The organism is Arthrobacter sp. TMN-49, from assembly GCF_054511095.1.
The window spans coordinates 241,294-254,110 of sequence record NZ_JBTNDH010000001.1 but is presented as its reverse complement, the minus strand read 5'-3'; the positions used below and the strand labels follow the sequence as shown (position 1 = coordinate 254,110).

General features: G+C 58.7%; 12 protein-coding genes. 4 read left to right on the top strand and 8 right to left on the bottom strand.

What is annotated here, in order from left to right; translation table 11 throughout:
- Positions 1 to 162 precede the first annotated feature (162 nt).
- Positions 163 to 810: a helicase associated domain-containing protein gene (locus ACX80E_RS01145; protein WP_459299700.1), complete on the top strand. Its 648-nt coding sequence runs from the start codon at positions 163 to 165 to the stop codon at positions 808 to 810.
- A gap of 446 nt (positions 811 to 1,256) precedes the next feature.
- On the opposite strand, the gene ACX80E_RS01140 is transcribed toward ACX80E_RS01145, so the two are convergent.
- Entirely contained in the window at positions 1,257 to 2,045 is a 789-nt protein-coding gene (locus ACX80E_RS01140; protein ID WP_459299698.1) for a hypothetical protein, read from the bottom strand.
- 284 nt (positions 2,046 to 2,329) lie between these two features.
- On the opposite strand from ACX80E_RS01140, the gene ACX80E_RS01135 reads away from it, so the two are divergent.
- A complete protein-coding gene (locus ACX80E_RS01135) occupies positions 2,330 to 3,499 on the top strand; it encodes a hypothetical protein (RefSeq protein WP_459299697.1) in 1,170 nt (389 codons plus the stop codon).
- A 275-nt stretch (positions 3,500 to 3,774) separates the two neighbouring features.
- Positions 3,775 to 4,134, top strand: a complete 360-nt coding sequence (locus ACX80E_RS01130; RefSeq protein ID WP_459299695.1) for a hypothetical protein — start codon at positions 3,775 to 3,777, stop codon at positions 4,132 to 4,134.
- Between the two features lie 29 nt (positions 4,135 to 4,163).
- Here ACX80E_RS01130 and ACX80E_RS01125 read toward each other — a convergent pair whose 3' ends face one another.
- The 7 genes from ACX80E_RS01125 to ACX80E_RS01095 all read right to left on the bottom strand — a co-directional run bounded on the left by ACX80E_RS01125 (position 4,164) and on the right by ACX80E_RS01095 (position 11,690).
- Positions 4,164 to 4,844 carry a DUF732 domain-containing protein gene (locus tag ACX80E_RS01125; RefSeq protein ID WP_459299693.1) on the bottom strand — a complete coding sequence of 227 codons (681 nt, stop codon included), beginning with the start codon at positions 4,842 to 4,844 and terminating at the stop codon, positions 4,164 to 4,166.
- A gap of 329 nt (positions 4,845 to 5,173) precedes the next feature.
- Positions 5,174 to 5,470, bottom strand: coding sequence for a hypothetical protein (locus ACX80E_RS01120; protein ID WP_459299691.1), 297 nt, complete (start codon positions 5,468 to 5,470; stop codon positions 5,174 to 5,176).
- A 64-nt stretch (positions 5,471 to 5,534) separates the two neighbouring features.
- Positions 5,535 to 6,137, bottom strand: coding sequence for a hypothetical protein (locus tag ACX80E_RS01115; RefSeq protein ID WP_459299689.1), 603 nt, complete (start codon positions 6,135 to 6,137; stop codon positions 5,535 to 5,537).
- A 246-nt stretch (positions 6,138 to 6,383) separates the two neighbouring features.
- A complete protein-coding gene (locus tag ACX80E_RS01110; RefSeq protein WP_459299687.1) occupies positions 6,384 to 7,793 on the bottom strand; it encodes a hypothetical protein in 1,410 nt (469 codons plus the stop codon).
- A 706-nt stretch (positions 7,794 to 8,499) separates the two neighbouring features.
- Positions 8,500 to 9,486, bottom strand: a complete 987-nt coding sequence (locus ACX80E_RS01105) for a hypothetical protein (RefSeq protein WP_459299685.1) — start codon at positions 9,484 to 9,486, stop codon at positions 8,500 to 8,502.
- Complete coding sequence (locus ACX80E_RS01100; RefSeq protein ID WP_459299683.1) at positions 9,486 to 11,282, bottom strand: hypothetical protein; 1,797 nt, start codon at positions 11,280 to 11,282, stop codon at positions 9,486 to 9,488. Before ACX80E_RS01100 ends, ACX80E_RS01105 begins: the two co-directional genes overlap by 1 nt.
- A gap of 93 nt (positions 11,283 to 11,375) precedes the next feature.
- A complete protein-coding gene (locus ACX80E_RS01095) occupies positions 11,376 to 11,690 on the bottom strand; it encodes a MerR family transcriptional regulator (RefSeq protein WP_459299681.1) in 315 nt (104 codons plus the stop codon).
- A 337-nt stretch (positions 11,691 to 12,027) separates the two neighbouring features.
- On the opposite strand from ACX80E_RS01095, the gene ACX80E_RS01090 reads away from it, so the two are divergent.
- Positions 12,028 to 12,414, top strand: coding sequence for a helix-turn-helix domain-containing protein (locus ACX80E_RS01090; RefSeq protein WP_459299679.1), 387 nt, complete (start codon positions 12,028 to 12,030; stop codon positions 12,412 to 12,414).
- Positions 12,415 to 12,817 lie beyond the last annotated feature (403 nt).

Here is a 12,817-nt window from a genome sequence, read left to right as displayed (position 1 = left end):
TCCATGGAGTCAACGATGTCCCGACACATCAAATGATCTGCCAACTCCGCGGCCACCACCAGAGTCAACGATGCCGCGACACAGCAGTCAACTATGTCCTGAAACCAGACAGTCAATTCAGCTAGGCTAGGGCCAATCGACGACGATTAGGGAGGCACTCCCATGGCCCAGATCTCTGACTCAAACCATGAAGAGTGGGACCGGATGTATGCCGCGGGGCTCCCGGTCCCCAGAATTGCCGAGCTGACGGGCGCCCGCATCGGGACAATCCATCGGCATTTGGAAGGCCGCAGGGCCATTGATCCTGATCTGGCTGCTGCCCGCGCAACAGCGCCCCAAAGACCCTCCAAGGTGTGGCACAGGCATCTGGCTGAACTCCGAGACTTCATCGCCGCCTTCGGCCGCTATCCCACCATCCACGGGACGGAAGACAGCGAGGCGTCTCTCTACGTGTGGCTTTCGGACCAGCGCCATGCGCACCTAGCCCAGACCTTGGGATGGGCGAAGGCCCGCGAAATGGGGATACTTGGAGATTGGATCACAACAGATCTGGAGCGAGAGTGGGACCGGCGGTGGCGTGAACAGCTTGGCAGAGTAGTTGAATTCGTCGCCGAGCATGGTCGCCTACCTAGACATCCGAAGACCACGACCGAGGTAGAACATGTGCTGGGAATTTGGATGGCCACACAGCACCACAAGACACTTCACCAAGAGATACTGCCCTGGCGGTTGGAAGCGCTCAACAATGCCTTGCCGGGGTGGAGGAAACCGATGGTGGTGACCACGAGTGACCAACCGCCCGAACAGTAGGCTGCACTGCTGTGTTCCAGAAGCAGAACAGCCCGCACTAAGTGCGGGCTGTTCTGCAAACAATCTCTAGCCAACGGTGCCTAGTCACTTTCGTGACCAGAGGGACGGTATCCGGAGGTATCTATGTAGTTACATGATACCTGGTATGCCGCGAGCACATGTATGTCCTATGGAATCTCTCGCAATCTTTGGTGCGCCGGCAGTGATCGATCTCGATCCTGGCAGCGAAAACAGCGAAGCCACTATAGACAGCGATTGCGCAGTTTGCTGCGGTGGTATCGACACGCAGCCATCCAGACCCCAAGACCAACGCTGGTCTCATCTCAGCTGGTGCCACCGATGGGTTGGAGTTGCGGGCGATCTAGCCACAGATGAGAGAAGCCCCACCCGTCGCCATAGCGGGACTGAGGGTGGGGCTCTGCTGGAATTCTACCTATAGCAACTCTCTACCGATTTGAGGACAAGGCCTGCCTGCGCCAAATCTCCACAATTTCGGGACGCAATCGGGAACTGAACTGCTTCCGCTTGCCTGAATTGATCTCTTTGGCTACGTCCCTCAGCTGGACAGCCGCGTCACCTCGCCAATTTTCGGCCAAGGCGCCGGCAAGGAGGTCATTCGGATCAAACTCGTGACCAGCCTTCCGCAGTTTGGTCAACCCCTCGATCACCGTCGAACGATCTCTGCTGTCCGTGAGTCCCGTGGATGAGTTGATTGCGCCAGTGAAGTAGCCTAGCGCCACGGCGACAACTCGATCTGCCACTATGGGGTCTTTGGCCTGGATGAGTGGTCCACCCAGATGCAGTGGTTTGAAGGCGGAGATCCAGGGCTGGCAGCCGACCATGTCCTCAAGGCCGAATCTGTCTGCATAATGTTCTGGTCCCGTGATCCCAAATGCTGCCACGGCTGACGGCATTCGCTTGTTCTCTAGAGCCCATAGGTTTGAATCCAGTGGGCGGTACATCAACACAGGTCCAGACGGCAGATCAGCCATCTTCCCTCGGAAGTCTGGATAGACCTTGGCGCCCATGGCCACGAATTCAAGAAGCAAGGGATCCTGTTCGAGATCATCTTTGTGGCCGGTCTGAATGCCGACCTTGCTGGCATCGCCTCCCGCCTGGGCAACACACCACTGGATAGTGCCCAGCAAGTCTTTCTCATGGTCTTGATAGAGGTGGTCCTGTGGGAGCGCAACGTAGGCCCGAGGCAGCTCAGTCCGATCTTCTTCAAACATCATGAAGCCAGCCTGTCACAGGCCTCCGACATTGAAGCCAATGAGGCGCCGCGGACGGCTGTCTCCCGCCGCGCAACCCCAGAGTGCTTCTGTAACCCACCCATTTTTTGCCTGTATAATTGGTTGTAGGCAGTCTGGTCTGCCTTCCTCTGAGTCTGAGTTCCCACGTAACGACGACGCCGAAGACAACTGCCACAGATCCAGAATCGCATTTCCTGCTTAGAGACCTCTCTTTAATCAAACAGGGCTTGCTGACGTGGGTTGCGATGCCCGGATTGAAGATTGAGATGAGCTCCAACATTAACGACCCCCGTGAAACCCGCGATCGCAAGATCAAGCAAGATACTCGCGCCTGGGCAACATTCACTGACATCAACTACACGACTGCACTGCGACAGGTTGAGTCACCTCTTGCACAGGGATTCCTCGACGAGAGAATCAGCGCCCGCCACCTGATCAACACCCTCGAAGACCACCTTCTCGTGGGTGCAGACGGTGGTGACTTCATCCTCGGTGAAGCCGGCTATTACGCAGACAAGGCGTGGAGCTTCAACCAGACCAGCGACTTCATCGAACTGGCGCTGTTGGTGGACTTCCTGCGCCTGTTCACTTCCATTGCACCAGGAGAAACTCCGGAAGTCAGCAGCTACTCCCTGAAGCACACCGCGGAGAAATTCCTTGCGCCTCATTGCTCGTTCGTCTCCAACGGTCGACTCATCTGGGCGGCTGCGGCCCTGGGACTGCCGATGGTTGAGCAAGAGGGTGGCCTCAACCTCATGATCGGCATTTCAGAGCCCGAGCATGACTACGTCAAGCGCATGGTCAACGCTGGTCAGCCCAAGCCACGAGGGCATCACCACCGCCCGGCGGGGATGACTCACCTCAAAACAGTGCTTGCGCAGTGTGCCGCCGGGGAGCCTGTCCTTGATCGCTGGGAGCGGCCGGCGCCGTCGACTGAGGCGTTCCCATTCCATGAGTGGCTGATTCAGCAGGCTGGTCGTGATGACCTGGTCGGTGACGTGACCGGCGACTACGCCGCCGGCGTCCGGGACAGCTCCAACAAGATCGCTCGCGCTCCCAAGGATTTGCTGGACATCCTGGATGAAGTCTCGACATCCCGCGATGCGCGAGACGCAGCAATAGCTGCCATCAAAGAGTGGGCCGGGGTTGCACCCGCGGATCAACGTGAGGATTTGGGTATCCGCACTGGGCTGATCAGTGACACCGCAAGCGACACCCCCGGATGGGGCGCAGGCGCAGGTTCCATTGAGGTCTACACGTACCACTGCCCTTGTGGTGATGGTGAAGTCATCGAGGAGCATGACAACACGCCTGGGTTCCAAGAGCATGACGTGCGGATCTTCTGCGACAAGTGCCGCAGTGATTGGCGATTCGTCAAGGGTCTAGGAGTAAGGCAGTGGCAACTGGAGCCTGTTACCGCCGGCGACGCTGTCTAGCTGCTTCGCCCGTCGAATAGAGTAGTCCTAAGGAATCTCGCCTTGGTTACCTGAATACTTCCCTCGGTGAGTTTTCCAGAAGCCCCACATGATCCACCGATCATGTGGGGCTTCTTTTTGCCCCCAGAGACACCGCCGGCACAAACCTTGATCCTCCTCGGTGGCCACCCAGAAAAATGCGCAACACGGTACCCCGTCCCCCAACGGCCCCAAAAACCGTGAGGCGATAGATGTGTGCTCCCCGGCTCGGGGCGCCATCACTGGAGGAGAACCCCATGAAACATGTAAAAAAAGAACTCACCTGCACCGTCGCCGGCTGCGGGAACGAATCAGTTGCGCTGGTGCCGTGTGTTGTGATCCCAGGCGAAACTGACCCCGTGGCGATCGCCACGGCAACCGCGGAGCCAGCCTGCGACGAACATGTGGACTTCCTCTGGAACCACTACAGCGTGTTCGGCGCCCTGGTCCTGCTGAACTATGTCGCTGGCAGGGACAACAGTGAACGCACCAGGATTGCCCTCCAGCAAATTGCTGCTGTGCTGTCGACCCATGACCACCCCGATTCCAAGACCAAGGCTGGTCTCATCTCAGCATCCGTCACCGATGGAATGGTGCTTCAGGTCAGGGAAAACTGAGACGGCCGGCTGAATGGTCTTGGGTGTTCTTAGCGGCTGACCTTTGATGACTGGTCGGGGCAGAAGGCGGCTATGCCGAAGCCCACGGTCTTGATGACATCTTCTTGATCGCCGCTGGGGATGTTGTCCATGACTGCAATCAGAACCTCAGTTGTGTTTCCTCCGTTGGACAAGCTTGCACATGCGGACTTCGCCAACTTGATCAGGGTAGCGTCACTGATCTGCGGAAGGGTGGTCTCTTGACGCACGAGTTTGATGAACTTCTCGTCGTCGGTCATCACCGACACGACTGTCTTGTTTTCCTTTGACGGGCTGGAGCTCGCGAACATCGAGGCGCAGCCGCCGATGATGAAAAGCCCAACGATGCCGACGCCGACCAAGGGCAGCCATCTCAGGCCACTCTTCTTCGGTTGAGGCACAGCAACGCTCTGTTGCCGAGCTGAGAATGACTGAAACCCGGGTGTCAGGAAATCCGGAAGAGGCTCACCAGGATGGGACGCAATGAAATGCTGCCTCCACGGTTCAACCGTGCGCTCGAAGTCTGCGTCGATCGCGCGGCCTTCAGTCAGGTACACCTGGTGTGCCTGCGACGGTGACTGACCCGCAGTCAGCTTGTTCTTGTAGCGCTCGTCGCTGGCCGAAGCTGCATCCACCCTCTGCTGCTGAGCTGCCCGGACAGCTGCTGTCGTCGGGTCAATCTGATCTGTCATGTTTCTTCCCCAATGGTCATGATGAGCGCTCTAAGAATCATAGGTGAACTCAGAGCGGAAGCCCCTTTGTGTACGCGGATCCCTGCCAGCCCACAATCAGCCCACCCTCGGCCACTTCGTGGCCACAAACTGACCAGCCACACTAGGAAAGCCCAAACTCAGCCCGTTTGCTGCGCAATCGTGGCCAGAATCTGGCCACAGTTTTGTGGGCTGAGGCCCCTGGGCGGCTTGTGGGCGCATAGTGGGCATGATCTGGCCAACGCCGGGCCAGGACAACACGCCCAGACTCGTGCCAGTCTTTGGTCTCGAAAGTTCAAAGTTCCAATTGATCAGCCATCTGGGTCAAGGTCATGTCGCACTTCGACGGCCGGCACCGCGTGGCCGCGCCCCGCCCGGATACCCTGAGCATTCCGGGTGACGGCACAGATCTGAGCACCACAGACATAGTTGTTCACCTTGACGATCGGCGGCAGTTTCATGCCGGCCAAGCGCTTCACAGTATCTGATGTCGGACGATTGAGTTCCTCGTCCAGTGTCACCTTTACCTGGGCAGCAAGAATCTCGCGACGCAAAGTATCAAATACCTCATCTCTGTTTTCTGGGTCGTATGCTCGGCTGAATGCCATCGTCGTCCTCCTTGGTGCTTCCATTGTGGCGTGTTACCGGGGGTGCCCTTGTGGGAATTTGCCTCTAACTGACTTCGGCAAGGATCGCCGTTATCGCCTCGAGAGCTTCTGGATCCAGAATTTCCAGAGAACGTGCGGCATAAAGGCGCACCTCGGCGCGCCGCTGGATCTGGGATCGACGCAACTCGGCCCTGACCTGCTCCGGAATCTCGCCGTCTTCCCGGACCAAATAGTCCGGGTCGATACCGAATACTGCGGCGAGGGCAAGTAGATACTTTTTCGGCGTATTGCTTTCCTTTCCTGCTTTCATGTTCTGCCACCTGGTGCGCGAGAGGTCAACCCCCACTTTCTGAGCACCATCTTGTACCGCCGGGTAGTCATACGGCTTCCCCGAGTCGGACATGATCGCGACCAGCAGTAGGTTGATCTTCCTAGCGAGCATTGCCGCGGGGCTTAACTTCGCAGCCGTAGCGCGGGGAAACTCGCCACCAATGTGTGAATTCCGAGACTTGGTTGGAACCGAAGTGGTGGGTTCGTTGTCTGCGGTGGCCAACTCTCGTTTGAGGCACGCCACGAGTCCATCGCTGGAGAGCCAGTTCTTACGGTGGGCCTTCAACAGGAGTTCCAGGAGCTTTACAAGATTTTCAGGGTGTTCGACGTGGTTCACGAGTCGACCCTATGAGGCTTCGACGCTCAATCTGGGACGGCTGGTTATTCACACTTCCGATCCTGCATGTTGGACGAAACTAAAATGGAGAGCTATTGCTCGTAAACGAACGGATACGGCCGTGCAGCGTGGATGCCACGCTGCACGGTGGGTGTGAACCCCGCGTGTCGCACCGTAGCTCGTTCCCATCAGCATCCCCCGTGCCGATCACACAGACATTTCCCCAGACTCCGTATGATCTGGTCGCTATGAAAGCGAAGGGCCAGCATCCTTGTCATCCAAAGGCGTGTCCAACACCATTGAGTGCCGTTGGATGACGCCTTGCACCCGCTCCCCACGACTTATTTGATTCGCGATCACGGAGCGCTCAAACATCGGTCGAAGCGTCTTGCCACTTTTCATCACTGTATCCAGGAACCGGTCGTAGTCCGCAGGGTACCGTTTCAGCCGCTGGACTTCGGCTTCGAGTTCATTCCTGGCGGTCTGAGCCGCGATCTGCGCCCTTCGTGCACTGTCGAGGGCTCTCTGAGCAGCTTCGGACTTCTGAGCCATCTCAGCGCGTTCCAGCACGATGGCGAGTTCACGTCGATCAATATCTGCTTCGCGAGCGGCCAGATCCGACTGGCCTGCTGCAATGCCCTCCTGGCGAGCCTTCCACCGCAGCTCAGGCAGACATTCGAGTTCAGCATCGGCCTGGTTGTGCTTCATGTGGGCATCCGCCAGGAGACGGCCCACGGCAGCATCTCGATACTTGTGGTCCTGTAGGTCCATGTTGAGCCGCCGGCGCCCCACTTGAAGAGACTCCTCGCCTTGGGCGATCTCGGCTAACTTGTCTTGGGTCTCGATGTACTCTTCTTTCCCCTGGCTCGACATGCTGCGAGTCGGATCGACTTTGAGTTCAACGGGGTACCCAAGATCGTGCATCCGCTGACGGAGTCCAGCCTGGTACTGGCGCATCTTCCGGCTGCCGCCAATCTGTTTTCCGTTCTCGTCGCGCACCTCAGGATGACTTCCCCATATGCGGGAGGCATCAACACGGAGGCTGCCGTCGTGCTTAGGGTCCGGCGCGAACGTGTCGGCCATTGCTTGGACGTGCGGAGTAGCTTCGTCGAAGTTGATGTCGAATCCGTGGATGGCATCCACGCCGCCTGTCAGCACGTCATTGCCGTAGTAGGTCAACGCGTCATTGAAGAAGCGAACTGCCTCATCACGGTCACGAGCTATCCAGCGGGACTTCACCCGGGGATTACCCTCCCGATCCAGTTGATGGACCCCATCCTTGTCCACCACCGGGTAGAAGCCTGGCACCTCCACGCACATCGACTTGGGCAAATGGATAACGATCAATGTCGTCTCGAACGACCTGGTACTGATCTTGCGATGCACATTGTTGATCCGACCATCACCGTAGTCCAGCACCTCCTCTTTCGTCTTCGGACGCCGGAATCCACCCATGCCGTCGTTAATCATGGCGATGTTCCTGTGCGTGTCAGCGGCCACGATGTTGGGGTTTACTGCGGCGAAGTATGCTGCCGCCTGGGGATCGAGCTCCCGCATCGACTCGTGGAGCAATGATGCCCGGTCTGACCGTGTGCCCTCTGCACCGTGCCGAAGGTGACGCACGTCCGCACCGACCCTGCCGATGTTCTCGCTCACTGGTCACCACTAACCCGCACAGCGAGCCTCTGCTTCGCGCTCCCTGTGCGTGCGGTAGTACGCCACCACGGTGTTGGGAGCCTCTGGCTGCGCCCCTCCCAACACCGTGCCGTCGCAGAAATTCTGCTGCCTTGAGCCTCGGCTTCGCTCTCAAGGCAGCAGAATTTCTTTAGCGCCATAAAGACAATATTTTCGTGCCTCGAATATTGTCTGGCGCCCTGCGGGGCTGGCCCACTGCGTGGGCAAGCAAAAGCCCCCATCAGCTCGCGCTGAGTGGTGGTTTTGCCAGCCGTACAGCTACGCGTCACCCCACTGGGCTGCCGCTTCGCTGAACGAAGGCCACGGCACGGCCCCGAAAGAATCCGCGACGGAAGTATCCAATCTTTTCTGAGCAAGTGGCTCCGACTAGGAGGTCGGAGTCGGGTCCATATCGGGTTCCTCCGGGGGAGTCTGGAGATTCTCGGGAGGGTTCGCACAGGCGACTCAAGACATCCACCAATCGATGCAGGGCATCCGGACTCGATTCGCGTCCCTGCTGTCCTAGCAGAAGCCCAGGCAAGCTTCTTGTCGCGGAAGACTCGCCCGGTTTGGATAGTCGCCAGCTGATCCTCCTTTACTGTCTGGTGTTCGGCGAGGCCCAACGGGAGGGAAGTGGTGCTCATGATCTGTCTCCATTCACGTGGATAGTGATGTTTCATCGATTGCTCTACGCCGATGCGACCATCGCGGCGGCGCGGTCGAGTAGAAACGGTCGGCCATTGCGCTGCTCGTTGTGCTTCGGACGACTCGGCAGGACTTCCAGCGCTGCTTGGTAGATCAGCCATGCTTGATCGCTCTCGGAATACGTGGTTCTCTGCATGAAGCCGAACCGGACCAGATGGCCACGCATCTCTCGATGGAGCACGCCGAGCATCGAGAACTCGAAGCGGGAGTTGTCGCCACCGAAATGTTCAAGCGTCTTGAACCGTGACGAGGCCCCGGCAAGCGTCCGTTCTACGATCTGTCGGTTGCCCTTAATCGCAGGGACCTTGACTGAAGTACTCACCACTGTCGATGCGGCGCTCGTAGTTTTCACGGTCACTGCCAACGAGGCGTACAGATCGGCCACCGAGGCGAACGGCGCTGACGCCAGGTCAATGTTCTGGGCATAAGTCATCACCTTCTTACTGATCGGCTGGCGGGTGAAGGTCACCCAGTGGTCGAGTAATATTTCGTACCAGCCATGGGCTTCCCGCAGTACCCTCCTGCTGGCCGCGGCGCGGTGTTCGTAGAAGTCCTCCGGCAGCCCCGTGACAAGGTGGTACCCACGTCCCGACATAGACGTCTCGGCGTAAAGGATGCCTGGCAGTGCCAAAATATTCGCGGAGATCTCTGCGGGACAACTTGGCTCAATGTCGATCACCAGCAGTCCGTCGGTTTGGGCTCGCAGGTAGAACGCTGCGTTCGCCGCCCCAGGAAGCTTCTGGGTGAGCTCGGCGAGCGTGACTAAGCAGTTGTCGTCGACTGCCCACGCTCCACGGACCTTACCGCTATCAAATAGCGCCCTGATATCGATCGGAGCTTTCCCTGTCGAATTGATGTCGTCTCCCAGCCGACCGGAGACCGTCCATCGTGGGTGTTCCTCCAGCCAGTTAACCGCCGCGTTGGTATAGAAGTGTGGAAACAAGGATCGAGGATCGATGGTCGTGCTCATCACAGTTCCTCCAGACTTGCTGAGGTGCGCTCAGCAACTAGCCGGTTGAAGTCGGGAAGTGCCAGCCCCAGCCGGTTGAGCTCGTCGAAGAGCCTTGAGTCGATGGCTTTGGACCGTTCGAAAAACGGTCCGTATTCACGCTTCCACTTGGGGGTGCTGCAGTGGGGGTTGCGGCACGCAAAGTTGGACCCGCCCCGGAGGAGCGAGACATGGTCCTGCTCGCAGTCTGGAGTGGATCCGTCTGAGCGAACACGTGCCATCCACGCTTCCACGTCCCGTGTGTGCATCTCCTGGACAAGTTGTACAGTCGCGATCTCCGCGTCGGTGATGTGGGTTTCCGGAGGTACAAGCACCCATGTCTTGGGACGCTTGCTGGCCGGGTCGGGCCGAATCTCCTCGACAGTCCACCCTGACTTGCGGAGGTCGGGTGCTGACCTCCGCAGTTTTCCGCTGATACCCCGTGCCTCGGGCCAGTACTTGTCGTCAGCAGGACGGGGAAGGAATCCGTGTAGTTCCTTGCCTGTGCCGGCCCAGCGTTTTGTGACCATTGTGGTGATTGCTCCGAGAAACTTGTCGGTGTCGACGATCTCCTCGGCGATAGACTCCTGGGCGCGCGTGTAGTGTTCCAGGGCTCGGGAACCGGTGGCGAGATCGAGTGCGGCAAGTACTTCCGCGAAGTCCGCCATACGCGGCTTCTCGACCAGGTTCACCTTGGGTAAAGCGTTCAAGGCCATGACCACAAGGTCGAGGAGGCCGCCGAGCATCGACGGATACGCCTCTTGCCACGTGGTATTGAGTTCACGTTCGGAACGCCGTGCGGATGCCGGGATGACACCGAGGTCACCCCACACGCAGCGTTCGGCGAGATCGCCGGCCAGAGCACCGACGTCGATGCCCGTGAAGCCTAGGACTGCCTGCACCTTAATGACACGGGCGTCTGCGTCGGTGTAGAGGGATCGGTCTACATCGGACTCGCCTGTCACACAGCGGCACAGGGCGTCGGACATCCAGCGCGGAATGGAGGACAGGTTATCGAAGATCGTGCCTCGTGAGTGGTGTACCGCGTGCAGGAGACGGTCTGCGTCATTCGGTGGGCGGCGAACGGGTGCCGAGGTCGGGTCGACCAGAGCGAAGATCCATCGGGCGCTGCTTGTCTTTGCGGTGCCTTGCTCGCCCAACATAGCGAGGATTGGGCAAGGTAGTCCGACGAGCAGGTGTGCGCCGACCAGCCAGCCGATGATTAGCTGCCGGTCGGCAGTCCCGGGCATGTTGACGAACTCCCATAGTCGGTTTAGGTCGCCACCAACTTCAGGAGTCGGCAGGGGTGCCGTCAAATTGGTCCGGCGGAACACAACCGGAATGTTGACGTTGCCGTCGAGAATCTCCCAGCTTGCGGGCGTTACTCGAATGACCCGTTCGGTTGTGTCGCCCATGTCGATGTAGAACTCGGTGTCGGTTGGGCGCGCACTGCGGAGGGCGAGCTCTACAGGTTCCCCTTGCTCGTTTGCGTCGAATTCCAATACTGCCAGGGCCTCGGTCAGCGCGTTTTGCGAGGCTGGCCGACCGAAGGCTCGACAAAAGAGGCCACCTAGTTCCTGACGGATCGAACGCTTACTACCGGTCAGCGGCCGGGCGACGTGGCCGCCCTTACGGACGCCGAACGGCTTGCCATCAGTGTCGATTCCAAGGTCGTAGCAGTCCCGAGCCAACTCGATGAGCTGCTGTGCAGCTGACTCCTTTTTCGGCTTCCGGCTGTCCGTTGAGGGGGCTTGTAATTCGGTGGTGTGATCTGACATATTTGGAGTAGTCCTTTCGACATATACACGAGCTGCAACTCGTTTGTCGGATCGTGAGAATCTTAGTGAAGCCCCGGTTCGCCGGGGCTTTTCTTATTGGCAGGCAGAAGCAAGCAACTGGCCGAGCTCGGCCTTCTGGTTGGCACTCAGGCGAGGGAATTCCTCGACGATGCGCTTGAAGAGGGCGTTGAGATCATCTTCAGCGGACGACCGTGCGGGGCCAACGGGCTTGGCGAGGTGGTGGAGATCCTCGCGGCGAATCTTGAATCGGTTTCCGACGAGTACGGCGGGCACTTCGCCCCGATGAATACGGGTACGTATGGTCTGGGTAGTGCCGTAGCCAAGTGCGGAAATGTCGCGTAGATCAAGCAGCTGCGGCTCAATGACGGCGGTGGATGTGACAGACATGATGGGTGGCACCTCGGGAGGTCGTGTTATGCGCTCTACGCGTGTCCCAAGGCGGCGCTCTTCACGCCTTGGCCACGGCTGCGGGCATCTCAGCTCCGCAGCGGCACATATGTCACCCACGCCGGCTAGCCATCGGCCGTGCGCTTGGGTCCTCGACGTCGCAGTCGGGACCAGCCCTTGTTGTGTTTCCCTGGCTGCCGCCGAGCTACCGGTCGTGCAGTGGGACGATCTGTCGTGATCGTGTTTACAGCCTAACGATTTAATGTGATAAATGCAATAAGTTAAGCATGTGGTGTAATTATCGCATGAAATCATTCTTTGTCGAGAAGGAGCTGTCATGAACGTACTGCCAGGCCAAGTGTTCGCCCGTCGCCTCCGTGAGGAGAGAGGTCGTACCGGTCTCAGCCAGGCTGCTCTAGCCGAACGCCTCGCCGAAGTGCTGGACCAGAAGGTCGATGCAAGCGCGATCACCCGAATCGAGAAGCATGAGCGTGCGGTCAGGCTCGACGAGGCAGTGGTCATCGCCGAAGTGCTCGACGTGCCTCTCGATGCACTGCTTCGTGACCGGATGAATGTCGACGAGCAGATCTCCGAGCTTGAGCGGGATCTCAGTCAAGCCTCCTGGCGCGCGAACCAGGCAAAGGAAGAACTGGAGAGAGCGCAAGAACAGATGTTGGCGATCCGGCGCTCGATTGCTCTGCTCGAGGCATCGCGTTCAGCGTGATCGCTGGAGCGTCGGGTCGAGTGCTGACTCTCCCTCTGGCAAGCTAGGTCAGGCAGGAGAGGTATGGCGTTCATGGGAACGATTGACTTCGGAAGTGCGGAACTTTTCCCAGTACTTCTCTCATCTTCCTAATTGCGTCTATTTTCATAAGTGGTAACAGAAGAGAAGTAGTGGGGTTCCGTCCGCAGTTCCGCCCTATTCGGAGCAGTTCCTTGCGATTTCAGGGCGAAACGGCTGCGGAACTCCTTTGCGGAACGCTACGGAGGTGGATCCGGAGACTTTTCGTAGGGCTTCCGCAAGTCGTTCCGCGCCCCACGAGAACACCATCGCCACTAGGGATGCCTGTTGCGTCCACCGGCCAGGGAGGATCGTTGAGTTCTGGGCGAACGGTGGTCTAGCGACA